The sequence below is a fragment of the Vitiosangium sp. GDMCC 1.1324 genome, assembly GCF_003044305.1.
Taxonomy (GTDB): domain Bacteria; phylum Myxococcota; class Myxococcia; order Myxococcales; family Myxococcaceae; genus Archangium.
Genome location: NZ_PZOX01000002.1, coordinates 681,840 through 705,671 on the forward strand (window position 1 = coordinate 681,840; position 23,832 = coordinate 705,671).

A 23,832-nucleotide genomic window follows, 5' to 3' on the forward strand; every position below is an offset into this window, starting at 1 on the left:
CGACATGTGGGGAGGGCTGAAGTCGGTCTTTCGTATACCCGCAGACTCGGACTGAGGGACGGGGAGCGCGTGCAAACCGTCACAATCACGCATTGCGTCAAGAATCAGCGAGCCGGGACGGAGCGGTGAAAATGGAAAGGGATTGTTTGACCGGACCGAAAGGCCTGCGATATCCAATCTGACACATGAATCAGTCGTCATCTTCGCGGTTGGGGGGGCGACTCGTGTTCATCCAGCGGGGCCTGAGGCCTCGCGCAGTCACAACCCGCAAGGAGGGGCGTAGATGACCGACAAGGCCCGAGTCGTGGAGACCCGCAACATCCAGACGAAGCGCCTCACCGTGCACGCGCGCATGGCCGGAGAGGGATTTCCGGTGGTGCTGGTGCATGGCAACTGCTCGTCCTCCGCCTTCTTCGACACGCTGCTCACGCGACTTCCCAAGGGGCTGCGCGGCATCGCCCCGGACCTGAGGGGCTACGGGGACACGGAGCCCAAGCCCATCGACGCCACGCGCGGCATGCGCGACCACAGCGACGACGTGGCGTCGCTGCTGGACACGCTGGGCATCTCGCGAGCGCTCTTCGTGGCCCACTCCGCGGGCGCGGGCGTGGTGATGCAGCTGGCCATCGACCATCCGGAGCGCGTGGCCGGACTGGTGCTGGAGGCGCCCGTCTCCCCGTATGGCTTTGGCGGCACGAAAGACGCGGACGGTACGCCCTGTTGGCCGGACTTCGCGGGCTCGGGCGGCGGCACCGCCAACCCCGACTTCGTGCAGCGCCTGGCGAAGAAGGACCGCTCGACGGAGGCCCAGACGTCTCCGCGCAACGTGATGAATGGCTGCTACGTGAAGCCGCCCTTCAAGTCGGCCAACGAGGAGATGCTGCTGGACTCGGTGCTCTCCACGCGCGTGGGGGACGCGCACTACCCCGGCACCTTCGAGAAGAGCCCCCACTGGCCGGGCGTGGCTCCGGGCACCACGGGGATGAACAACTCCTTCGCGCCCAAGTACTTCAACCTGAGCGCGTTCGCCTCCATCCCCCAGAAGCCGGACGTGCTGTGGATTCGCGGCGCGGATGACGTCATCGTCTCCGACACCTCGCTCTTCGACTTCGGCTACCTCGGCAAGCTGGGCGCCATCCCCGGCTGGCCCGGCGAGGACAAGTACCCGCCGCAGCCCATGATTCTGCAGACGCGCAAGCTCTTCGAGCGCTACGCGGCCAACGGCGGCCGCTTCAGCGAGGAGGTGCTCCCGGACACGGGCCACAGCCCGCACGTGGAGAAGCCCCAGGAGTTCGAGCGGCTCGCCTTCGCATTCCTCCAGGAGCACGCGCGCTGAATCTCTTCCCGGGCGCGCCAGCCCCGCGCGGGCGCGCCCTCCCCGTCTCTCCCCACAAACGTCGTACGAAGAACTCCCTTGATGGGATGGAGGTCGTATGAAGACGTCGTTGAAGTTATCACTCGCGGCGGCGGCGATGCTGTCCGCGCCTCTGGCTGGAGCCGCGCTGCCCACGGACCTAGCGCCCTATTTCGACACCAACTCGGCGCCGACCAACGACTACCGGGTCGTCGGTGCGTACAAGCCCCCGAGCTGGTCCTGGGGTGAGATCGAGCTGCTCGAGGGCAAGCAGCTCTACCGCAGCGAGTACTACAACCGCCGGACGGAGAAGCTGCGCGACCAGGACACGTTCCAGTCCTCGAGCTACCCGGTGCGGACGTACTTTGGTTCGCTCAACCAGCAGCTCGTGAACGCGTTCAACCTCTATTACAACAACAGCTGTGCCACGACGGCGGGGAGCACGTGTCCGGTGCCGGGCCCCACCCGTCCCGAGGCGCGCTTCGTGCTGCTGCACAAGGGCCCGAAGACGGCGGCGCGTACGTGTAACGTGAACCTGACGCCCACGCTGCTGGTGCACGGCGCCATCCAGGACGGCAACGTGTGGATGTTCCCCAACGGCAACGACGGGACGGGCAGCGCGTACGGCGGGGCCTCGCAGGTGACGGGCTTCGTGCAGGACCTGGAGAGCAAGAACCGCTGCGTCTACGCCGTCACGTTCGGCAGCTTCCACGGGGACAACTTCAACCAGGCCATCAACGTGGCGAACGCGGTGAAGCGCATCAAGGCGCTGCACCCGGGCGTGGCGCGGGTGGACGTGGTGGCGTGGAGCAAGGGCGTGCTGTCGGTGGACGCGTGGCTGAGCAACGCGCCCAACTGGACGGGCTTCAGCACCACGCGCTTCTTCGAGCGGATGGCGGCGGAGCAGGCCAAGGCGGTGCCGGCGTATGACGACTCGGTGCGCGTGTACGTGGCGCTGTCGGGCCCGCACAAGGGCATCGACCTGAACTTCCGCCACCCCATCCACACGCTGACCATCGCGAGCACCGAAGCCAACGCGCCGGTGGGCCGCGGCCCCATGCCGTGGACGTACTTCTCCGCCTTCCAGTGCGTGAACTGGGGTCCGGACGTGCCCTGGTACGACAACCCCTACGCGAAGAGCGTGTGCGCGAGCTCGGGCGGCACGTGGCCGGACTACTTCCGCCGCATCTACGTCTCCAACATCTCCAGCCTGGACTCCACGGGCAAGCCCGTCTCCGGCGGCCTGCTGAAGACGCTGAACGTGAACCAGGGCGTGCTCTCGAGCTCGTTCAGCTTCGACGAGTACAACATGAGCCTCTTTGGCAGCGTGGATGACAGCGGCAAGTACGTGAACGCGTACGTGGGCCAGCTCCAGACGGCGGACGACCTGCGCGGCACGTACCCCATCCCGGACCGCAGCGCATCCAGCTGGTCCAGCGTGGACCCGGACGAGAACCGGTACTTCCCGTGGTTGAGCCAGAAGCTGGTCTACAACCCGTACAACCCGTTCGTCGCGGCGGGCTACCTGGACAACACCCATACGCAGTGCAAGTCGACGGCGTTCGACCCGGTGGGCAGCCCCTGCTACGCGTACCACGCGTACAACACGAACCAGAACCGCGAGGCCTACGACGCGCTGGGCTACGGCAAGTACCGCATCATCAACGGCCTGGGCATCGCGGCGGCCAAGGAGATGGGTGGCAAGTTCATCACCCGGCTGTCCGAGCGGGGCCTGGACTCGCGGCTGCCCTCGCTCTACGTGCTCTACGGAACCACGTACGGGGCGAGCACGGACGCGCGCTACGAGACGGACGGAATGACGTGCCCCACCTGCGCGACGAACGGTGACGGCGTGCTGTTCAACTCGAGCATCGCGGCGGTGGACCAGCTGACCCAGGGCTGGACGTCCACGAAGAAGACGGCGGACTCGAAGCTGGAGGGCATGGCCTACGGCCACCTGGAGATGGGCATCACCCCGGCCGTGTGGAACAAGATGACGACCCACTTCACCTCGCGCGACTAGCGAGCGGGCGGTGTGAATCAAAAGGCGGATGCCGGCACGTACCGGCATCCGCCTTCTTCATTTCAGGAGACCCGCCAAGCCCGGTTTCGAGCAACTGGTCCGATGGCAGGGTTGGTCGGAACAGCGGATTGAGCCTGAGCGGCTGGAGGGCATGGCGAATGCCCTTCTCTCTGCCAAGACTGGGGGCTTCCTCGCTCGGCCGCCACTCCCTATCTGTTCTGACCAACCCTGTGGTCGGACCAGTTGATGAAAAGTGCGGCAGGGAGGTCTCTCGGTATGAGGTCGAGGCATGCATATGCGGAGCGAGTGCTCCGGCATTGCTGGTAGCCTCTGACAGGACTGACTTCGAGTGGCTGGGCTCAGCTCTTGTCGGCCGCGATGGCCCGCTCGCGCAGCTCGCGCTTGAGGATCTTCCCCGCCGCGGACACGGGCAGGGACTGCACCAGCTCCACCTGCTTGGGCACCTTGTAGCGGGCCACCCGGCCGCGCAGGTGCTCCAGCAGCGCCTCGCCCGAGGCCGACGCACTGGGCTTGAGCACCACGAAGGCACGCCCCACCTCGCCCCATTTCGCGTCCGGCACGCCCACCACCGCACAGGCCTGCACGGCGGGGTGCTCGTAGAGCGCCGTCTCCAGCTCGAGCGGGTACACGTTCTCTCCGCCGGAGATGAACATGTCCTTCTTGCGCCCGTTGATGAAGTAGAAGCCGTCCGCGTCGCGGTGCGCCAGGTCGCCCGTGTGGAACCAGCCATCCTTGTCGATGGCCTCGGCGGTGGCCTCCGCATTCTCGAAGTAGCCCGAGCTCATGGAGGGGCCCTTGAGGATGAGCTCTCCCGTGGCGCCCTCGGGTACGTCGCGGCCATCGTCATCCACCAGCCGCGCATCGATGAAGTAGTTGGGCCGGCCGATGGAGCCCGCCTTGGACACGGCGAACTCGGGGCCCATGCTGAAGATGCCAGGCCCGAACTCGGTCATGCCGAAGCCCTGCTTGAAGGGCACCTTGTGGACGGCCTGCCACGCCTGCAGCAGCGGCACCGGCAGCGGTGCGCCTCCGCTCGTCACGAAGCGCACGCTGGAGAGGTCCGCCGAGCGGAACCTCGGCGAGTCATACATCTGCTGGTACTGCGTGGGCACGGCGAAGAAGAGCGTCACCTTCTCGCGTTCCACCAGCCGCAGCATCTCATCGGCGTCCCAGCGGCGCATGAGCACCACGGTGCCTCCGCAGGTGAGCAGGGGCACCGTGTACACGAGCAGTCCGCCCGTGTGGAACAGCGGCGTGTGCGTCACCGTGATGTCTCCGGGCCGCACCTCGTGGATGAGCGTGTTGAGCGTGTTCCACGCCACCATGCGGTAGCTGACACGGGCGCCCTTGGACTTGCCCGTGGTGCCGCCGGTGAAGAGCAGGCAGATGATGTCCTCCTCTCCCACCTGCGCGTTCGCCACCTTCGAGGCGGACACGTGCGCGAGCGGCTCGGCGTACGGGCGGCTCTCGGGCAGTCCCTGTCCCTCCAGGTGGACGAGCTTCAGCGTCTCCCCCATCTGCCGGCGGACCACCCCAACGCTCTCGCGGAAGTCGTCGCTGAAGAAGAGCACGCGCGGGCCGGTGTCGCGCACCAGCTCCGTCAGCTCCTGGGCATGCAGGCGCCAGTTGAAGGGGACGAAAACAGCGCCCAGCTTGCCGCAGGCGAAGAAGACATCCAGGTACTCGACACCGTTGTGGGCCACGATGCCCACCCGGTCTCCCCGGGACACGCCGGCCACGTCGCGCAGCCAGCCCGCGAGCGCCTCGGCGCGTGCATTCATCGCCCGGTAGGTGAAGCGGCCGGACTCTCCCTTGGCCACATCCACCACCGCGGTGTGCTCGGGCCAATAGGTGGCCCCCCGGCCCATCCAGTCGCCGATGAACATGCTCTGTCCCCTCCCCTGCGTGCGAAACAGCTCAGGCTGCGAAACAGCTCAGGCGGTCCAGCGGTACAGCGCCGAGGCCATGGCCAGGCCACCGCCGCTGGCGCACAGGGCCACCAGGTCGCCCTTCTTCACCTTGCCCTGCACCACCGCGTCATCCAGCGTCATGGGGATGCAGGCCGAGCCCGTGTAGCCCCACTTGTCCATCGTCCAGTGCGTCTTGGACATGGGCTGCTCGAGCACCTTCATGGTGGACTCGATGGTGCGCAGGTTGAGCTGGGTGAAGACGAACTGATCCACGTCGTTCATCGTCAGCTTCGCCCGCTCCAGCAGCTGCTTGAGCAGCATGGGCCAGCGCTCAGTGTTGAAGGTGGCGGGGAACTTGCGCACGAACTGCACCGCGGGCTTGCCGTTGGTGAGCGCCACCGTCTCCGCCGTGGCCGGCCGGTACGTGCCACCCGTATAGACGCCCAGCGCGTCGTGGTACTCGCCCGCCGCGAGCAGCTTCGCGCCCATGAAGCCCGGCTTGTCACCGGCACCCAGCACCACCGCGCCCGCGCCGTCCGCGAAGAGCGTGCAGGTCTTCTTGTCCTTCCAGTTGATGTACCGGGTCATCCCGTACGCGCCCACCACCAGCACGCGCTTGTAGCTGTCGTCCGCGGCGATCGTCTTGCTCGCCACGTCCAGCGCCGTCACCCAGCCCGCGCACGCGCAGTTGAGGTCGTACGTGCCCGCGTTGCTCGCGCCCAGCTTCGCCTGCACCACCGAGGCCGTCGCCGGGCTCAGGTAGTCCGGCGTGTCCGTGGCGATGACGATGAGATCCAGCTCGCCCGGCTTCACGCCCGCGCGCTCCATCGCCTGCTTCGCGGCGTTCACGCACAGGTCACTCGTCACCTGGTTGTCCGCCATCAGGTGGCGCTGCTTGATGCCCACGTTCTGCTGAAGCCACTCGTCCACCGGCTCACCGATGATGCGCTCCACATCGGCGTTGGTGAGGACCTTCTCGGGGACGTAGCGGCCGGTGGCCAGGATGTTGGCGTATCTCATCGGTTCGTCTTGCTCCGCGGAGCGCGCGTCTTGCGCGGCCCCTTCTTGCTGCCGGTGTCGGCCCCGGCCGGACGCGCGTCCATGCCGTGGCGGATGAAGTCCATCGCGGTGTCCAGCACGTGCTCCAGGCCGCCCTCGCCCTGCCACAGCACCCAGCGCATGCCCAGGAAGTCACTCAGGCCCATCAGGCAGTAGGCCAGCGCCTCCGGGTCCATGCGCCGTACCTCGCCCTCGTCCATGGCGCGCTCGAGCCCCAACACGTAGCCCCGCGCGAAGCGGTCGTAGTAGCGCCGGTAGCACGCCTCGTCGACGAACTCCGCCTGCCTCACAATCCGATACAGGTTGCGGTGTTGGCCCACGAACTGGAAGAAGGTGCGCAGGCCCTCGCGCTCCACCTGGATGCGGTCCTCGCACTTCGCCACCGCCTCGGAGATGAGCCGGCGCAGCCGCGCTCCCAGCTCGTCCACCACCTCCACGAAGATGGACTGCTTGTCCGGGAAGTAGACGTAGAAAGTTCCGAGCGCTACCTCCGCCTCGCGGGTAATATCCGCGATGGAGGCATGCTCGTACCCCTTCTCTCCGAAGACGGCTTCCGCCGCCTGCAGCAGGCGCTGGCGCGTACGCTGCCCTCGCGGGGTCGCTGGAACGATGCGCGCGGCTGGCGAAGTTGAAGACCGATTCATCTTTCAACCTTGCGTAACACTCCCCTCGCGGTATTGTCAAAAACTGTCATCACAGCCGCTGGCGCACGCGCATGCAACGCATTGCGTCAGTCAGTCACGAGAGGTAACCGCATGCAGCTCAAGGACTTGAAGGTCATCGTCACGGGCGGCGCCCAGGGCATGGGCGCTCACTTCGCCACGCGTCTGCACGAGGCCGGCGCCCAGGTCGCCGTGGGCGACGTGAACGAGGAGCGCCTTGCCGCGCTGCCCGCTGGCATCCACCGCCGCCGCCTGGACGTGTCCAAGGAGGAGGAGTGTATCTCCTTCGTGCAGTGGGCCCACGAGTCCATGGGCGGTCTCAACGGCCTCATCAACAACGCGGGGATTCTGCGCGACTCGCTGCTGGTGAAGAAGGACAAGGCCACCGGTGAAGTGAAGAAGCTGTCCACCGCGGACTGGAACGCCGTCATCGGCGTCAACCTCACCGGCGCCACCTTCATGGTGCGCGAGGTGGTGGCGAAGATGGTGCAGACGGATCAGCGCCCCGGTGTCATCGTCAACATGAGCTCCATCGCCCGGCACGGCAACCGTGGGCAGAGCAACTACGTGTCCGCCAAGGCCGCGCTGGCCGCCAACACCTTCACCTGGGCGCGCGAGTTCGCCTCCTTCGGCATCCGCGTGGGCGCCGTGGCCCCGGGCATGGTGGAGACGCCGATGACCCAGGGTATGAACCAGAAGGCCCGCGACGCGCTGGTGGCCAACATCCCCGTGGGCCGCATCGGCCTGCCCGAGGACCTGTGGCTCGCGGTGAAGTTCGTCCTCGAGTGCGACTACTTCAACGGCCGCACCATCGACGTGGACGGCGGCCTCAACATGTAATCCAGGCGACAGGGGCCCTCACGGCCCTGCACGCCAACCAACGGGCCGGTGCGGAGGCGTCAGACCCTTCCGCCCGGCCCGTTCGTTTAAAGGGCATGGCGACGCTCGGAACCCAGATAGCGGCGGCGCTCGGCAGGCAGGCGGGCAACCCATCGGGCCTCCTCTCCCACAGCGGGAAAGAGGGCGGACATGGGTTCGCGCCCGGGGGGCCGGACAAAAACGGAGCAAGGTGGGACTTCTTCGCGCGGCCGCAAGCGCAACAGGCGTTCAGGGGGTTGCCGCTGGGAAGTCAAGTGAGTAAATCATTTCCAGTCGGGAATAGACGGGACGCCAGGAAGGTCGAGCATGGCAGGCGAGGGCCCCCACCCAGGAGGCGGCCCCCGAAGGCCGAGAGCCGGGCGAACCCACCGAAGCACGGGAATCCCGACTGCGAGGGGAACCTCAAGCCCCGCTCAGATGTCGAATCTGAGGGGCTGGCTCAGGTGTACATCTCGAGGCCAGCAGTGCGGCCGGCGTCGAACAGCGGCGAGCGCTGGAGCTGCTCCAACACCCGAGGCGTGCAGTAGAGCGTCACCATGGGCACGGAGCCGGGCTCGCTGATCCACCTGACTGCGCCCATGAGTTGCTGGGCCTGCAGGAAGTTCATCACCGAGTCGCGGAACTGCTTGCTCAGCTCACACGCGGTCTTGTGGATGAGCGAGCGATCACGCTGGACGGACGGCTGCCAGGCCGCCTCGGGCTCTTCCCGAGGCATGACGATCGCCTCGATCCACCCCTGCGCACTCTCCACCCGGGAGCCCGGGAGGGGAGTGACCGCGGAGATCTTCGGAAATCGGCCGGAGGCCCGGCGCGGCGATGTGGCTGTCTTCCTGCTCATCCGACTTCCTCCCGCAGGCCCGGCGCTCGACTGGCGCCGGCCCTGGTAGCCGCCATCACTTATAAACCGCCAGACCCCTACCGATTCGTCCGGCAGACGTCTTGGGCAGCTTCAGCGCATTGTCCAGAATCAAATCCCTGACTTCAGGTGCCGTCAAGTCCGGGGAACGGCAGCGATATAGCGCGGCAAGACCTGCGACGTAAGGGGCGGCCATGCTCGTTCCGCTCATTCGTTCATAGAACGCCTGGTTGTTACACCTTCGTTCTGTGCTCGAGTAAACGTTCACGCCATAACCCATCACGTCGGGAACAGATCGCTGATTCACCACGCCGCTGGCCGAGAAACTGGCCACGCGCCTCGAGAAGTCGACCGCCCCCACGGCCAGGGCCTCCGGGAAGGCCGCTGGGTAGCCTGCCGTCCCAGCGCCTCCGTTGCCGGCCGCCACCACCGGCAGCACGTTGGAGTCCATCAGCCGACGCACCAGCGTCTGCAGCGCCCGGATGTTCAGCCGGTACTCCATGTCGCTGACACCTTGAGGCGGCTGCACGGGGAACCCCAGGGACATGTTCACCACCGCGGGACGGGTGGCGTTCTCGGGACGTGAGAATTGGTGTAGCAGCCATTCCATGCCGGCGGCTACACGCCCCAGGCTGGTCCGTATGGTTTCGGACTCGATGACGGAGGCGACGTAGAGGTCCACCTCCGGAGCGACGCCGTGGTACTGGCCGGCGGCGATACCGCACACGTGGGTGCCGTGGCCGTCCGGGTCGAAGCCGCGCACGTCCCGCGCCGGGTTCTGCGGCGAGTTGGGGAAGAGCGAGACGTAGCGGAACTGGATGAGGCGGTCCTGATGCTCGGGGTGGTCCGCGTCCACGCCGGTGTCGAGGATGCCGAGCATCACGCCCGCGCCCTTGATGCCCTGGGCATGGGCGGCGTTGACGCCGCACTCCTCGGGCCACTCGCGGTTGACGAGCGAGGACAGGCCTCGGTTGCGAGGGCCGAGCTGGCCCGCGGACACCGGACCCGGGAAGGTGAGCTGCACCGTGTCCGGGATGAACTCGAAGTCGCGGCCGAGCTCCTCCTTGGCGATGCGCTCGGCGCTCTCCGAGTTGAAGTGCGCCATGGTGGCGCCAATGAGCGGCATGTGGCGGTAGGTGCCCACGTCCGAGGCGGTAGTGGACGCGGGCTCCGTCACCGGGCCCTCGGTGGCCACCAGCTGGAGCTCGTTCTTGCGGCCCCGGCCCTTCGCCGTCTTCTTCTTGGGCGGGGTGGGGGGAGTGCTTACCTCGGGCAGACGCCCGGGCAGTGTGGCGGAGCGCAACCCGAGGCTCCGCAGCATGTCCGGGGCCCGCCCGCTGATCATGAACTGAAGGGCGGTGGTGCGCTGCAACACGCGCTCTCCCTGCTCCGTGCCCCGCACGCCGGGCTTGGCGCGGGTCTCGATCGACTCCTTCGGAACCAGGAGATAGGACTTCATGGTGGGTTCGCTCCTTTACAGAATACCGACTTCACTCACTGCGCGCGCGAGACCGAGGGTGGGCGCCGGCCGCGCCCGGGCGGTAGGGGTGGGACCGCGTCGTCGTGCACACCATCGGCTCACAGTGTGACTAGAACGGCCCCCCCTGACATGGCCCGCGGCAATCCCCGCACTGGACGTCGTGGGCTCCCCTGGGCGTTCCAGGGGTTGATTTCCCAACGAACGAAACCGGAAAGCATTCACAGGTAGGAAGCGTAATACGAATCGTGACAGGTCAGAAAATAGCGGCCTGGCCGCACCCAGGCCCGAAAACCGGCCTGAGAAGCACCGGTCACCCGCCTGCCTGCCCCTCAGATGCTCCTGGGGAAGGCGCTCCCCCCATGATTTGTTCGCCACCTTGGCGGCAAGGCGGACTATGGCTGTGAGCCATCCGCTCGCCGGAGAGACTCGTGATTCCCTACCTGCACGTCCCCCCCATCAAGCTCGGCCCCCTCACCATCGAGCCCTTCGGCATCTTCGTGGCGCTCGGCATCCTCCTCGCCGCCCGGCTCCTGGCCCGGCAGGCCGAGCGTGAAGGCCTCGATTCCACGCCCCTTCAGGACTACGCCCCGTGGGGTGTGGGCGTGGGTGTCGTCGTCGGCCACCTGTTCCACCTCTTCGCCTACCACCCCGAGGAGCTCTCCAAGAGCCCGTTCCAGATTGTGAAGGTGTGGGATGGGCTGTCGTCCTTCGGCGGACTGATTGGCGGCATCCTCGCCGCCGTCGTCTTCTTCCGGATGCGCAAGCTGCGCTTCCGCGACTACGCCGACGCCTTCGCCCTGTCCGTGGCCCCCGGTTGGGCCGTCGCCCGGCTCGGCTGCTTCGCCGTCCATGACCACCCCGGCGTCCACACTGACTTCTTCCTCGCGGTCAACTTCCCCGGCGGGCCCCGCCACGACCTGGGCATGTATGACGCCCTGTTCCTCTTCGCCATCACCGGCGTCCTGTGGGCCCTGCGCAACGCCGGCAAGCTGCGGGGGAAGCTGCTCCCCCTGCTCTCCATCCTCTACGCCTTCGGCCGCTTCTTCTTCGATTCGCTGCGCGCCACTGACCTGTCCTATGTCGATGCGCGCTACTTCGGCCTGACGCCCGCCCAGTATGGGTGCTTCGCCCTCATCGCCTTCGGCCTCTATGGCCTCGTGAAGTGGCAGGCCCCCGCCAAGAAGGTCCCGTCCGAAGCCGGCTCGGGCAGCAGCGTTCAAGCCCAGGCCCGGTAGAAAAACCCAGAGGCCGAGGCCCCCTCTCCCGGCGGGAGGGGGCGGGAGGGTGTGATGTGAGCAACGTCCGGGCACTCTTCTACGACGCCGTCATGATTCCCGCCGGATGGCTCGGGCTCGACCGCGTCCGGCGCCGGCTCGTCGAGGGACTCTCCGGACGCGTGCTCGAGGTCGGCGTTGGCACCGGGTTGCTCCCCTACCCGCCCACCGTCTCCTCCGCCGTCGCCATCGACATCGACTCCCAGTTGCTCGCCAGCGCCCGCCTCCGCCACCCCGGCGTCACCCTCTTGCAGGCCGATGTCCAGCAGCTCCCCTTCCCCGACGCGTCCTTCGACGCCGTCGTCGCCTGCCTCGTCTTCTGCACCGTCGAGGACCCCGCCCGCGGTCTCGCGGAACTCCACCGCGTCCTCCGCCCCGGCGGCCAGCTGCGACTGCTCGAGCACGTCCGCTCGCCGCACCCCACCGTCGCCTGCATCCAGGACCGGCTCACCCCCGCCTGGAGCCACCTCGCCATGGGGTGTCAGCTCAACCGCGACACAATCCCTCTCGTCGAAGCATCCGGCTTCCGCATCACCCACCGCACCCAGCGGCTGCGCGAGCTCCTCGAGGAGCTCGTCGCCGTTCCCGTGTGACTGGCCGGGAGCCTTTCACGCATGAATGGGGGTGGTGCGCAGGCCCGCGAGCTTGCGCCTTCACGCCGCTCGCGCGCCCACCTCTCTGCTCAACAGCCGGGCCACCGACTCGGCGCTCGCCAGCGAGGCGTCCGCCAGCATCCCCTCCGGCCCCACCCAGTCTCCCACCACGTACAGGCCTCCCAGGTGCGCCACCTCGGGCCCCGGCCTCCCCTTCAGGCCCTTCTTCTTTGTCGGCAGGGCGTTCATCACCGTCAGCCCCGGCAGGAAGCGCCTCGTCACCACGTGCTCCCGCCACCCCGGCTGCACCAGGTCCAGCACCTCCTCCAGCTCCTGCTCGCTCGCCTCCGCCTCCCCCGCTCCGAGGTACTTCGCCACGTGCACCACCGAGCCCCCCTCCGGCGCCAGCCTCGCCCACTCTGAGTGCACCGACGCGTACCACGGACGATCCATCCCGAGCGTGAACAGCGTCCTCGGCCTCGGCAGCCTCGACAGTCCCACATCCAGCGACGCCGCCTTCACCGGCACCGCATCCTCCGCCCAGCCCGCCAGCACCGCGTCCCCCGGCACCAGCGCCGCCACGTCCCTCGGCGCCCCCGCCACCACCACCACCCCCACCTCGTACTCCGTTCCGTCCGCCAGTCGCAGCCCTCGCACCCTCGGGCGCTCCCCTCGCTCGTCCCACTCCAGCGACTCCACCTTCGCCGACGTCTCCACCTCCACTCCCGCTCCACTCGCTGCCGCCGCGAGCGCCTTCACCAGCCCGCTCCAGCCCCCATCCAGGTACCTCACGCCCTTCCTCGCCCTCTGGAACTGCGACAGCGCCGCGTCCGCCCCCAGCGCCTCCGCGTCCGCGCAGTACGTCGACACCCGGAAGAAGGCCGCCATCACCTCGCGCACCTCCGTCCTCGAAACGTGGGCGTTCAGCCACTCGCGCAGGCTCGTGCCCTCCAGCCGCGAGGCGTCCACGCGCATCACGCTCGTCATCACCCGCCCGAACTCCAGCTTGCCCGCCGCTCTCAGCAGATCCGTCGTCAGCAGCGACACCGTTCCCGCGGGCAGGGTGTGCAGCCTCCCCCTCCTCAACGCGAAGCTGCCCTCCCCTCGAGGAATCCGCCCTGGCATCGGCACGCCCAGCCGCCCCAGCACCCTCACCGCCGGGCCTCCCTGGTAGAGCGCGTGCGGCCCCAGGTTGAAGTGGTAGCCCTCCACCTCCGTCGTGTGCGCTCGGCCCCCCAGCTGCTTCGACTTCTCGAACAGCGTCACCCGCCTGCCCCCTCGCGCTAGCAGCGCCGCCACCGCCAGTCCGCCCAGACCTCCTCCCACCACCGCTACATCCGTCGTCTTCTTCATGGTCCGTCCCTTTTCCGAGCCCCTCCTCTTCAGGCTTAACGGGACCACGACCGGGAATTTCAAAAGGCGACAGGGCCCTGTGTCAGGGGCCTTCGTTAGGGTCCCCCCACTCACTTCCTCGAGGGGGTTCTCCACATGAAAGCCCACGCCTACCTGCTCCTCGCCTCCACCGCGCTCGGGGCCTGCGGCGCTCCCGCCGACCCGGCTCCCACCGCGCCAGTCACCACCGAGGCCCTCGCCTCCGAAGCCCTCGCCTCCGAGTCCTCCGACTCCCTCCACCACGGCACCGTCCAGCTCTCCACCGGCGTCCAGCTCCACTACGTCGAGCAGGGCCGCTCGCACGGTCCCGTCCTCGTCCTCCTCCACGGCTACACGGACTCGTACCTCTCCTTCGACCGCGTCCTTCCCCTCCTGCCTCGCTCCCTCCACGTCTACGCGCTCGACCAGCGCGGCCATGGCGACTCGTCCCGCCCCTCCTGCTGCTACTCGCAGTCCGACTTCGCCGCCGATGTCGCCGCCTTCCTCGACTCCCAGGGCATCCAGCGCGCCGTCCTCGCCGGCCACTCCATGGGCAGCTTCATCGCCCAGCAGGTCGCCCTCGAGTACCCCGAGCGCGTCGAGGCCCTCGTCCTCATCGGCTCGGCGCCCACCGTCCACGGCAACCCCGTCGCCACGGACCTGATGGCCTACGTCGACACCCTCTCCGACCCCATCGACCCCGCCTTCGTCCGCGACTTCCAGGCCAGCACCTTCTACCGCCCCATTCCTCCCTCCTTCCTCGACACCGCCGTCTCCGAGAGCCTCAAAGTCCCCGCCCGCGTCTGGCAGGCCGCCTTCGCAGGCCTCATCGCCGAGGACCACTCCGCCCGCCTGGGTGACATCTCCGTTCCCACGCTCGTCGTCGGTGGCGACCAGGACGGCTTCTTCTCCGTCCCCGAGCAGCAGGCCCTCGTCGACGCGCTGCCCCATGGCTCCTTCGCGCTCTACACCGAGACCGGCCACGCCCCCCACGTCGAGCAGCCCCACCGCTTCGTCCACGATGTGAAGCGGTTCCTGCGCGAAGTGCACCGCGAGTAGTGCCGTGCGCCGCTAGTGGGCAAGCACCCCCACGGCTATGCTCCGGCCCCATGTCCTTCAAGACCAGCTACAAGGTCGGGCTCGCCCTTCTCCTCTGCTACCTCGTCGCCTGGCTGGACCGGATGGCCATCAACATGACCATCCCGCTCATCCGCGAGGAGCTCCACGTGGGGCCGGAGCGCATCGGGTGGATCCTCAGCGCCTTCTTCCTGGGGTACTCGCTCTTCCAGATTCCCGGCGGCATGCTCGCCGACCGGATCGGCCCTCGGAAGGTCATCCTCGCCGCCCTCGCCTGGTGGTCCGTGTTCACCGCGCTCACCGGCGCCGTGGGCGGCCTCGCCAGCATGCTCGCGGTGCGCTTCCTCTTCGGCGTCGGTGAGGGCGTCTTCCCCGCCGCCGTCTGGAAGGTCATCGGCAACTGGTACTCGAAGAAGAACCGCGGCACCGCCAACGCCGCCATCCTCTCCTCCATCGCCTTCGGGCCCGCGCTCTCCTCGCTGCTGCTCGCCTGGCTCCTGCCCATCCTCGGGTGGCGCACCAGCTTCTATCTGCTCGGCGTCGCCGGCGTCGTCTGCGTGCTGATGGCCTGGCTCTTCATCACCAACTCCATCCACGAGAACCCCCAGGTCTCCCGCGAGGAGCTCGAGGAGTTCGAGCGCGACTCCCGCTCCCAGGCCGCCACCGCCGAGCAGACTCTGGAGAAGGCCAGCTTCGGCCAGCTCCTGCGCTCCCCCGCCATCTGGGTGCTCTTCTTCGTCGCCCTCATCTACAACCTCACCATGTACGGCTGGCTCAACTGGCTGCCTACCTACCTGCTCGAGGTGAAGAAGCTCTCCCTCACCAAGACCGGCCTCGTCGGCGCGCTCCCGTTCTTCTTCGGGGGTCTCGGCTGCATGCTCGCCGGTTACGTGTCCGACCGTTGGTTCCGTGGCCGCCGCAAGTACCTCGTGTTCGGCTGCCAGGCGCTCGGCGGCGTCTGCCTCTACCTGTTCACGCAGATCGACGCGCCCATCCCCTACATGATTGCCCAGTGCATCGCCGGCTTCCTGCTCTTCATGGCCGCGGGCGCCATCTGGGCCCTGCCGATGATTCTCGTCCCCCCCAAGCTCATGGGCTCGGGCGCCGGCTTCATCAACACCGGCGGGCAGATTGGCGGGTTCGTCACCAACATCCTCATCGGCTACGTCATCAAGTGGAACAACAACGACGCCGCCGCCGGCTTCCATGTCATGCTCGGCGCGCTCGTGGTCGCGGCGCTCCTCGTGCTCGTGGGCATCCGCGAGCAGCCCGCCTCCGCTCCCGCCAAGCCGTCCACGGAGCCCGCGCTGTCCTGAGACTCGCGGCCCGAGGCGCTCGCCGAGGGCCTCACGTGGGCGGAACCAGCAGCCGCTCCACTTCCTCGCCGCGCGCTTGCGGCGAGCCCTCTTCACTGGCCAGCAGCATGCTCCGGGCGATGGGCTGGAAACGTTGCCACTCGGCGCCCAGGTCCACCCCTTCCTTCCGCAACGCCGACACCTCTTCGGCGAGAGGAAAGAGGCTGGAGTCTCCCGGCTTCTCGAAATAGCGGCGGCATAGCAGTACCCACGCGCGCACGAGGAGAGGCCAGCGCTCCGTGGGCTCTTGCCGCAGCCATCGCAGCAGGGTCAGGGCTCCCGTCCATTCGGATCCGACCATCCACCCGGACAGCGCCTTGGAGAGCCTGGGAACCTTCCCCTTCTCCGCGTTGCGGACCAGCTCCGCTTCATCCAACGCCAACGCGGCCCACTCGCCGGCAACCTGCTGGAGGTTCCCGATGCCGAGCGGAAAGACCTCGGCCCAGAAGATGCGCTCGAGGGTGGGCTCGTCGTACCCGGACCGGGCGCACGTCAACGCCAACGACGGGACGAACTCACGTACCTCCGTGTCGAGGAACAGGTCGCTCATCGCGCCCCACAGCGGGCGGCGGCGTTCGAGCTCGGAGCGTGAGAGGCCGGAACTCATTCTGGCGCGCCATTGAAGCCCGGCGCCGGCCTCCCGTCACAAGGCGTACCCTCCGGGGGGACGGGCACTTCATCCAGTTCAGCACCCGCCACGACCCCGTGTTCACCGCGCTCGACTGAGCGGGTCCTGCGTCAGTCCGACTCGCGCCCGAACTTGCGCCAGTTGGAGCCACCGCCCGAACCATCGCCGAGCACATCGGCGCTCTGCTTGTTCTTGTTGGCCAGGTCCTGCTCGGACGTGGTCGCGGCCGCGGCCGAGTTGCCCACAATCATCATTCCACCGGACTGGTGCGTGTTGCGCCCGGTGTCGATGGCGTTGGCCAGCTCCTCGGGCTTCACGTAGTAGCTGGAGCCGTTGCCTGGATCCTTCACCTGGTAGCGGCCCTTGTCGTCCATGCCGTCGACGAGCACCCAGTGCGACTTGCCCGCCGGCTGGGAGGTGCCCCCGGCGATCTTGTTGGAGTCCACCATGAGGGTGGCCTTGTCGCCATTGCGCAGGGCCCCATCCAGCGCGTCCTTGTCGAAGTTGGAGGTGCTCTTCTTCACCTCGATCTTCTCGGCGGCCAGCATGTCGCCCATCTGGTCCGGACGGGTGCCGTCGGCGCTACCAAACCGCGACTTCAGGTTGTTCATCGTGTCCGCAGACCCCGCGCCCGCCACCTGCTCCTTGCCCTGCTTGGCGCCCTTGAGCATGGTCACCACCGCCTCGCCGCAGTTGGCGTCCTCGGTCTGCTGGAGCACCGGGGTGTCGGAGGCCCATCCGCCCTTCTGGAGCTGATCGCCCGCCACGACGTTCTGCTGCTCGTTGATGGTGTTGCTCAGGTCCTTCACACTGTCGAGGACCACCGCGGCCTGCGCATCCACCCCGGGGGCCTGAACTCCCCCGCCGTACTTCGCCACCCAGTCGCGCTGGGCCGACAGCGCTTGCTCGTAGCTGTCGGCGAACTGCTGAAGGGCCTGGGTGGACTGCTCCGGCACCGCGGGTACAGGCTGCTTCGCCGCCGGCGCCGTGGTCTCCTGCAACCGTGACAGGGTTGCACCGACATTGGAGTTGATCTTCAGGCTCATCTGCGCAGTCTCCCAGCCGGGGAATAGGGTTTGCCCCGCGCTTTCATGTATCGCCGTGAGTCACGAAAAGTTTCCTCTTCCGGGCGAACTATTTTGTGCCGAAACGAGCAGGTCATGACCAGGTCCTTGAAATTCTACAACTAAGGTCAGGTCCGCCAAGCCGAGAAGAAGGGACTCACGGGGATGTCGGGGATATACACTGGTGACAGGGGCCCAAACAAGGAAACCGCTTTCACCAGGGTTCCCCGCCAGGCCCCGGTTCACAACAGGGGCCGAGCAGGGGCCGTGGATCACTCCCAGCGAAGGACGAGCTTACCCACGGTCTCATTGCGAGCCATCCGCGTGAGCGCTTCGCGGGCCTCGCGCATGGGGTAGACGGCATCGACCACGGGCGTGAGCGCCCCGGAGCGGAACAGGGGAAGGAGGCTCCTCTCCGCGGCCAGGGTGAGGGCCATCTTCTCCTCGGGGGGCCGGCTGCGGAGCACGGTGCCGGTGAGGTGGAGGCGACGGACGAGGATGACGTCCAGCTCCGCGGAGGCCTCCCGGCCGGCCACGAGGCCCACCAGCAGTACCCGTCCCTGGAGGGCCATGGCGCGGAGCGTCTCGGGCAGGTAGTTCCCGCCGACCAGGTCCAACGCGAGGTCCGCCCCGCGTCCCCCCGTGGCCTCCCGGACGGCGTCCGCGAAGCGGGGCGGCGAGGTGTCGCACAGCACCGTCCTGCCCACGCCCCAGGCGGAGGCACGGGAGAGCTTCTCCGCGTTGCGCCCCGTTCCGATGGTCTGGGCCCCCACGGCGCGGCAGAGCTGCACGGCGGCGGAGCCCACGCCGCTGGCCACGGCGTGGATGAGCACGGACTCGCCCATGCGCAGCCCTCCCTGGAGCACGAGCGCGTCGAAGGCGGTGAGGTACGCCTCGGGGAGCGCGGCGGCCTGGGAGGTGTCGAGGTTCTCCGGCACCGGGAGGGCCTCACGTTCGTGGGTGATGAGCTGCTCGGAGAAGGCACCTCCGCCCACCAGCCCCATCACCCGGTCGCCCACCTTGAAGCGGCGCACGAGCGGGCCCGTGGCGAGCACCTCTCCCGCGTACTCGAGTCCGGGGACATCGGCGGGGACGCCCGGGGGAGCGGCGTACGCACCGTGAATCTGGAGAAGGTCCGCGCGATTGATGGCAGTGGCGTGCACGCGCACGAGGAGGTCCCAGGGGCCGGGGGTTGGCGCGGGACGCTCGTCGAACTCGAGCACTTCGGGACCGCCGGGGCGGGTGATGCGGAGAACCTTCATGAAGGGCACCTCGGAGGGGAGATGGCGATGGGCTGCACAGCGTAGGCGGTCGAAGCATCCGCGGGCAGGGAGATACCACCTGGAGAGCCCCGCCCGGGGACTCGCGCCTCACCGGACGTCCGCGAGGAAACCGTCCAGCGCGGCGTTCAGCTTGGGGCCGTTGTAGCGGAACAACCGGGAGAAGCGCGGCTGACGTGACAGCCGGGGGGCTGTAGAACGGCGCAGGTGCGCCCGGAGGTGATGTGACACGAGGGCTGGGAGTCATCCGAGCGGGCAGCGTGCTCGCGCTGGCCTGTCTGGGCCTGGCCTGCTGGCTGTATGAGGTGCTGGCGGTGCGCGGTTGGGACGGTCTGGCCTGGCTGTATCCCTTTCCCCTCTCCGCCATCCCCGCCTGCTTGTTCGTGGCCCTCGCTTCGTGGCTCCCCGTATGCGGGCAGGGCACCTCGTCCCGCTGGAAGGTGGGGCTCTACCTGGTGCTGGCCTGGAGCGTGGCCCTGGGCTCGTTCACCCTCGCGCGTGACGCCGTGTTCGGACTCCTTGGCTCGAGGACGATGGGCATGTCCGCCGAGGAGATGCGGACCTACCATCTGACGCAGCTCGGCTGGCTCTTCGCCGCGCTGGTCCTGGCCAGCGTTGGGATGGGAGTGGGCCTGCGGTGGCTCGGCTTCCCCGTCCGGCGCCGCACCGTGTTGCTCCTCGCGCTCGCGCTGGTGGCGGTGCCGCCAGCCAGCCTGCTCACCCTCCAGGTGGTGCCAGCCCTCCATGGCCAGAGAGACTTCATCCACGCGGTGAAGATGGGCTACCCGGTGTTCTGGACGGTCCTTCTGGTCGCGGGCGCGGTGGCCCTGGGCCGGCAGCCAGTCCACGGCCGATAGCGCGGGCCGCACGGCTGGAGCGCTGACGGGCCCTCCGCGAGCACCGTTCCCATCCCGGGCAGGCGCTCCCACCTTCTCCTGGGGCGGGACATTCCCCGGGAGCGAGACCCATGCGACGTGTCCTCCGGTTTCGCGCCGCCGAGTGGTGGCGCACCAACCTGTGGCTCATCCCACTGCTGTGCTCCGTGCTGGCCGCGATCCTCGAACGAAACATGGTCAGGCTGGACCAGTCGCTCCAGGTGCCCGAGGCGCTCAGCTTCAGCGAGGGCTCCTCCCTTCAACTGCTCGCGGTCGGCGTGGGGGCGATGATCAGCCTGCTCGGGATCGTCTTCGCGTTCTTCGTGCTCGTGCTCCAGGCAGCGACCGGCCAGCTCTCCCCTCGCATCCTCTCTATCTGGTACCGGGATCGCCCCTTGAAGGCGACGCTGGGCATCATCGCCGCCGCGCTCGTCTACAACTTCCTCCTGATGACCCGGCAGCGGGCGGGCTTCGTCCCGAACCTCTCCATCCTCGTGGGGGCCCTGTTGGTGGTGGCCAGCATCGTGGCGTTCCTCGGGTTCCTCCAACACGTCGTCCGCAACCTCCGCCCCGTCGCCATGGCCGACATCATCACGGACAAGGGATTGCAAGCCATCCAGCAGCAGTCCCGACCCTGGAACGACAAGGCCCCGGTCTCCACCCCCATCACGGCGGACGACGAGGTGGTGCGTCTGCCTTCCCAGGTGGTGACGTACTCCGGCCCGGGCCGGGTATTGGGAGGGCTCGATACCGAGGGGCTCGTGGCCGACGCCCGGCGCGCGGACTGCATCCTCGTGCTCTCCGTGGCGGTGGGAGACTACGTGCACCCTGGTACCCCGCTCGCCCGTGTGTACGGCGCGCGGGCCTCCCTGTCCGAGAAGACACTCCTCCGCCGGCTGGTCCTCGGCAGGGAGCGGCAGCTCAAGCTGGATCCTCTCTTCTCCCTCCGCCTGCTGGTGGACATCGCCATCCGCGCGCTCTCCCCCAGCATCAATGATCCCACCACGGCCGTGGAGATGCTCGATCGCCTCGGGACGCTGCTGCACATGGCGGCCCACCGGCACCTGGGAATGGGAGCCCTCCGCGACGAGAACGGACATCTGCGGCTCCTCCTCCTCGAGCCCCGATGGGAGGACTTCGTGACACTCGGAGTCACGGAGATCCGCCACTACGGCCAGGACGCCCCTCAGGTCACACGCCGGTTGCACGCGCTGCTGCGAGACCTGGAGGAGGAGGTGCCCCCCGAGCGCAGACCCGCCCTCGAGCATGAGCTCGAGCTGCTCGCCGGAAGCGCCAACACCGGCGAGGACGCGGACCTGTCGCGAGAGGAGGATCCTCAGGGATTTGGCCCGTCCCGCTCACCCTCCGTGCCGCCCTCCCTCCATTGAGCCGCGGGTCGGCGCGGGGACGGCTACCAGTTGTTCACCGACTTCAGGTCGAAGATGTCCGCGAAGCCGTGGGCGCGGAGGATCTCCGCCGCCCTCGCGCTGCGGCCTCCCGCCTGGCAGTACACCACCACCTTCGTCCCCGGCGGGCCCACCTCCTTCACCCGCTGCGGCAGCTCCTGCACCGGGATGTTGCGCGCCGCCTCCGGGTGCCCTCCCCGGTACTCCTCCGGCGTGCGCACGTCCAACAGCACCCAACCCTGCCCCACCAGCTCCCGGGCCTTCTCCGACAGTTCTTTCGGCGTCATGTGCGCCGAACTGTAGCCGGAAACTGGAGCCCTCGTGCCGGGACGCTACAGTCCTGTCGCACCCATGCCACTGTTGGACAAGAACGAGCTGCTCGACCAGCTCGCCGACCGTCTCCGCCAGAGCGACAAAGTCGCCCACCGCGCCGAGCTCGAGGCCCGCGAGGCCGCTCGCACGCTCGCCACCGAGTCAGAGAAGAAGGAGGACGGGCGCGCCGTCATCGAGTACGGCAGCCTCGCCACCGGCCAGGCCCAGCGCGCCCGCCGCGTCCAGGAGGACCTCAAGGCCCTCTCCGACTTCCAGGAGACCGGCCTCCCCCGCTTCCCGCGCAAGAGCCCCGTGGCCCTCGGCGCCATCATCGACGTGTCCACCGAGGACGACGACGGTTTCTCCGAGCGCACCTTCTTCCTGCTCCCCGTGGGCGCCGGCACCGAGCTCACCGGCCCCGGCGGCGATGGCTTCCTCTCCGTCATCACCCCCGCCTCCCCCGTGGGCCGTGCGCTCCTGGGACGTCGTGCGGGTGACACCATCGAGGTCACCCTGGCCGGCGAGGTACGCGAGTGGACGGTCCTCGAGGTGGTCTGAGGCCCTCGACTTGATCACCGCCATACATCCCTCCACGCTTAATGGGTAAAGCGGGGCGCTGGGGGGTCCTGCGCCAGAGGAGATGCGCCATGCCCACGCTCCGTGGAGCCACGAAGAGCGTCCTTCCGGAAGAACCGGAGGAGGCCCACCGCGCGCCCTCGTCCCAGGACGAGTGGGAGTTCGCCGCATACCACCCCGATGGCTACATGGCCGTCTCCGCCGTGCGCAATGACTCCGGCGAGCTGGTGGACTTCCGCTGGGTGTACGCCAACCCCGCCGCGGAGGCCATGATGGGCATGAGCCTGGCCTTCGTGCTGGGCCGAGGCATTGTCGAGCTGCTCCCCGACGCGCGCTCGCGCGGCATCCACGCCCACTTCGTGCGCGCGGCGGAGACCGGGGAGCCCTACGTGGACGAGGTGTACTTCCCCCTCGCCAACCGCGAGCGCTGGTTCCGCCTGGTGGCCCTCAAGCGAGGGGATGGGCTCTCCATCTGGTTCAACGACATCACCCGCCGCAAGCGCGAGGAGATGGAGACGAGCTTCCTGGCCGAGGCCAGCCACCTGCTCACCGCCTCGCTGGACGTGGAGGCCGCGCTGCACGAGCTGGCCCGCCGCTGCGTGCCCACGCTCGGGGATGCGTGCGTGCTGCAGGTGATGGACAGCCGCGGCCAGCCGCTCCTGCTCGAGACGGTGGCCACCGAGCCCGCCCAGGAGGCGCTGCTCGCCGAGGTGGTGCGGCGCTACTCCCAGGACAGCGACGAGCCCGGACTGGTGGGGCTGCTGCTGCCCCAGGAAACGCCGCAGCTGCTGCCCGAGGTGACGACGCCCCTGCTCAAGTCCCTCACCCGCGACGCCGAGCACCTGCGGCTCATGCGCGTGCTGGGGCCTCGCTCGCTGCTCGCCGTGCCCCTGCGCGCGCGCGGCCGCACCCTGGGCGCGCTCGTCCTCTTCACCTTCTCCGAGCGCTCCCACGAGCCGGATGACCTGCGCTTCGCCGAGGACCTGGGAGACCGCGTCGCCCTCTCCGTGGACAACATCCTGCTCTTCCGCGAGGCCCGGCAGGCCGTGGCCCAGCGCGACGAGTTCTTCACCGTGGCCGCCCACGAGCTGCGCACCCCCACCACTTCCCTCAAGCTCAACGTGCAGTCACTGCTGCGCGGCGCCCGCCGCGGCGAAACCGGCCCGATGCCTCCCGCCCTCATGGGCAAGCTGGAGAACATCGACCGCAACGCCGGCCGCCTCAACGCGCTCGTCAACGAGCTGCTCGACGTCACCCGCATCCACGCCGGACGGCTGCGCATGGACCTGGAGGAGGTGGACCTCAGCGCGCTCGTCCAGGACGTGGCCGCCCGCTACGAGCTGCCCGCCACCCAGGCCGAGAGCCCCATCCACCTGGAGCTCGCCGGCCCCGCCGTGGGCACCTGGGACAGGCTCCGGCTGGAGCAGGTGGTGACGAACCTGCTCTCCAACGCGCTCAAGTACGGCGCCGGCAAGCCCGTGTCCCTGCGCGTGGAGGCGAGCGCGGGGCTGGTCCGCCTGGTGGTGCGCGACGAGGGCATCGGCATCTCCCCGGAGAGCCTGCCCCGCCTCTTCGGCCGCTTCGAGCGCGCCGTGTCCGACCGCCACTACGGCGGCCTCGGCCTGGGCCTCTACATCACCCGGCAGATTGTCGAGGCCCTGGGCGGGACCGTGTACGTGCGCAGCGCTCCCGGCGCCGGCGCCACCTTCACCGTCGAGTTGCCTCGCCAGGCCAACACCTGACGCGTACTCTGCTTGCCTACACCCGCGCCTGTCAG

Annotated in this window: 22 protein-coding genes; 11 read left to right on the forward strand and 11 right to left on the reverse strand. The window is 68.4% G+C overall.

The features are described 5' to 3' along the window. The first annotated feature begins 283 nt into the window (after nucleotides 1–283). Together DAT35_RS07235 and DAT35_RS07240 are read left to right on the forward strand one after the other, a co-directional pair. Nucleotides 284–1,336 carry an alpha/beta fold hydrolase gene (locus DAT35_RS07235; RefSeq protein ID WP_108066147.1) on the forward strand — a complete coding sequence of 351 codons (1,053 nt, stop codon included), beginning with the start codon at nucleotides 284–286 and terminating at the stop codon, nucleotides 1,334–1,336. Nucleotides 1,337–1,445: 109 nt separating this feature from the next. Further along, nucleotides 1,446–3,377: a triacylglycerol lipase gene (locus DAT35_RS07240; RefSeq protein ID WP_233261336.1), complete on the forward strand. Its 1,932-nt coding sequence runs from the start codon at nucleotides 1,446–1,448 to the stop codon at nucleotides 3,375–3,377. A 359-nt stretch (nucleotides 3,378–3,736) separates the two neighbouring features. Here DAT35_RS07240 and DAT35_RS07245 read toward each other — a convergent pair whose 3' ends face one another. Genes DAT35_RS07245 through DAT35_RS07255 form a run of 3 tightly spaced genes read right to left on the reverse strand, consistent with a single transcriptional unit; the run spans nucleotide 3,737 to nucleotide 7,011 of the window. Further along, nucleotides 3,737–5,284: a class I adenylate-forming enzyme family protein gene (locus DAT35_RS07245; protein WP_108066149.1), complete on the reverse strand. Its 1,548-nt coding sequence runs from the start codon at nucleotides 5,282–5,284 to the stop codon at nucleotides 3,737–3,739. Between the two features lie 48 nt (nucleotides 5,285–5,332). After that, nucleotides 5,333–6,328 carry a 3-oxoacyl-ACP synthase III family protein gene (locus DAT35_RS07250; RefSeq protein WP_108066150.1) on the reverse strand — a complete coding sequence of 332 codons (996 nt, stop codon included), beginning with the start codon at nucleotides 6,326–6,328 and terminating at the stop codon, nucleotides 5,333–5,335. Continuing rightward, entirely contained in the window at nucleotides 6,325–7,011 is a 687-nt protein-coding gene (locus DAT35_RS07255; protein WP_108066151.1) for a TetR/AcrR family transcriptional regulator, read from the reverse strand. Before DAT35_RS07255 ends, DAT35_RS07250 begins: the two co-directional genes overlap by 4 nt. 111 nt (nucleotides 7,012–7,122) lie before the next feature. On the opposite strand from DAT35_RS07255, the gene DAT35_RS07260 reads away from it, so the two are divergent. Beyond that, on the forward strand, nucleotides 7,123–7,869 hold the full coding sequence (locus tag DAT35_RS07260; protein ID WP_108066152.1) for an SDR family oxidoreductase: 747 nt from the start codon (nucleotides 7,123–7,125) through the stop codon (nucleotides 7,867–7,869). Between the two features lie 478 nt (nucleotides 7,870–8,347). On the opposite strand, the gene DAT35_RS07265 is transcribed toward DAT35_RS07260, so the two are convergent. Beyond that, on the reverse strand, nucleotides 8,348–8,746 hold the full coding sequence (locus DAT35_RS07265; RefSeq protein WP_233261337.1) for a hypothetical protein: 399 nt from the start codon (nucleotides 8,744–8,746) through the stop codon (nucleotides 8,348–8,350). Nucleotides 8,747–8,801: 55 nt separating this feature from the next. After that, complete coding sequence (locus tag DAT35_RS07270) at nucleotides 8,802–10,223, reverse strand: S8 family serine peptidase (protein WP_108066153.1); 1,422 nt, start codon at nucleotides 10,221–10,223, stop codon at nucleotides 8,802–8,804. Nucleotides 10,224–10,672: 449 nt separating this feature from the next. On the opposite strand from DAT35_RS07270, the gene DAT35_RS07275 reads away from it, so the two are divergent. Next, on the forward strand, nucleotides 10,673–11,479 hold the full coding sequence (locus DAT35_RS07275; protein ID WP_108066154.1) for a prolipoprotein diacylglyceryl transferase: 807 nt from the start codon (nucleotides 10,673–10,675) through the stop codon (nucleotides 11,477–11,479). Between the two features lie 56 nt (nucleotides 11,480–11,535). After that, nucleotides 11,536–12,111: a class I SAM-dependent methyltransferase gene (locus DAT35_RS07280; protein ID WP_233261338.1), complete on the forward strand. Its 576-nt coding sequence runs from the start codon at nucleotides 11,536–11,538 to the stop codon at nucleotides 12,109–12,111. A gap of 60 nt (nucleotides 12,112–12,171) precedes the next feature. On the opposite strand, the gene DAT35_RS07285 is transcribed toward DAT35_RS07280, so the two are convergent. Then, complete coding sequence (locus tag DAT35_RS07285) at nucleotides 12,172–13,464, reverse strand: NAD(P)/FAD-dependent oxidoreductase (protein WP_108066155.1); 1,293 nt, start codon at nucleotides 13,462–13,464, stop codon at nucleotides 12,172–12,174. A 135-nt stretch (nucleotides 13,465–13,599) separates the two neighbouring features. Here DAT35_RS07285 and DAT35_RS07290 point away from each other — a divergent pair, with 135 nt between their 5' ends. Both DAT35_RS07290 and DAT35_RS07295 read left to right on the forward strand, forming a co-directional pair. Then, nucleotides 13,600–14,541 (forward strand): alpha/beta fold hydrolase, encoded by a 942-nt coding sequence (locus DAT35_RS07290; protein ID WP_108066156.1) that lies wholly within the window; start codon nucleotides 13,600–13,602, stop codon nucleotides 14,539–14,541. Between the two features lie 50 nt (nucleotides 14,542–14,591). Next, the gene (locus tag DAT35_RS07295; protein ID WP_108066157.1) at nucleotides 14,592–15,875 is read left to right on the forward strand and encodes an MFS transporter; all 1,284 of its coding nucleotides are present in this window, start codon (nucleotides 14,592–14,594) and stop codon (nucleotides 15,873–15,875) included. Nucleotides 15,876–15,906: 31 nt separating this feature from the next. On the opposite strand, the gene DAT35_RS07300 is transcribed toward DAT35_RS07295, so the two are convergent. From DAT35_RS07300 to DAT35_RS58825, 4 genes are all read right to left on the reverse strand, one after another. Beyond that, the gene (locus DAT35_RS07300; RefSeq protein WP_108066158.1) at nucleotides 15,907–16,521 is read right to left on the reverse strand and encodes a hypothetical protein; all 615 of its coding nucleotides are present in this window, start codon (nucleotides 16,519–16,521) and stop codon (nucleotides 15,907–15,909) included. A gap of 131 nt (nucleotides 16,522–16,652) precedes the next feature. Continuing rightward, the gene (locus tag DAT35_RS07305) at nucleotides 16,653–17,588 is read right to left on the reverse strand and encodes a hypothetical protein (RefSeq protein ID WP_108066159.1); all 936 of its coding nucleotides are present in this window, start codon (nucleotides 17,586–17,588) and stop codon (nucleotides 16,653–16,655) included. Between the two features lie 290 nt (nucleotides 17,589–17,878). Then, entirely contained in the window at nucleotides 17,879–18,868 is a 990-nt protein-coding gene (locus DAT35_RS07310) for an NAD(P)H-quinone oxidoreductase (RefSeq protein ID WP_108066160.1), read from the reverse strand. Between the two features lie 108 nt (nucleotides 18,869–18,976). Then, entirely contained in the window at nucleotides 18,977–19,117 is a 141-nt protein-coding gene (locus DAT35_RS58825; protein ID WP_158501590.1) for a hypothetical protein, read from the reverse strand. Between DAT35_RS58825 and DAT35_RS07315 the strand changes: the two genes are divergently transcribed. Beyond that, nucleotides 19,111–19,743, forward strand: a complete 633-nt coding sequence (locus DAT35_RS07315) for a hypothetical protein (RefSeq protein WP_108066161.1) — start codon at nucleotides 19,111–19,113, stop codon at nucleotides 19,741–19,743. The two genes, DAT35_RS58825 and DAT35_RS07315, sit on opposite strands and share 7 nt — an antisense overlap. A 110-nt stretch (nucleotides 19,744–19,853) precedes the next feature. Beyond that, complete coding sequence (locus DAT35_RS07320) at nucleotides 19,854–21,149, forward strand: DUF2254 domain-containing protein (protein ID WP_108066162.1); 1,296 nt, start codon at nucleotides 19,854–19,856, stop codon at nucleotides 21,147–21,149. A gap of 23 nt (nucleotides 21,150–21,172) precedes the next feature. On the opposite strand, the gene DAT35_RS07325 is transcribed toward DAT35_RS07320, so the two are convergent. Further along, nucleotides 21,173–21,454 carry a rhodanese-like domain-containing protein gene (locus DAT35_RS07325; protein WP_108066163.1) on the reverse strand — a complete coding sequence of 94 codons (282 nt, stop codon included), beginning with the start codon at nucleotides 21,452–21,454 and terminating at the stop codon, nucleotides 21,173–21,175. Nucleotides 21,455–21,518: 64 nt separating this feature from the next. Between DAT35_RS07325 and DAT35_RS07330 the strand changes: the two genes are divergently transcribed. Beyond that, complete coding sequence (locus DAT35_RS07330; RefSeq protein WP_108066164.1) at nucleotides 21,519–22,037, forward strand: GreA/GreB family elongation factor; 519 nt, start codon at nucleotides 21,519–21,521, stop codon at nucleotides 22,035–22,037. Between the two features lie 89 nt (nucleotides 22,038–22,126). After that, complete coding sequence (locus tag DAT35_RS07335) at nucleotides 22,127–23,797, forward strand: ATP-binding protein (RefSeq protein ID WP_158501591.1); 1,671 nt, start codon at nucleotides 22,127–22,129, stop codon at nucleotides 23,795–23,797. Nucleotides 23,798–23,832 lie beyond the last annotated feature (35 nt).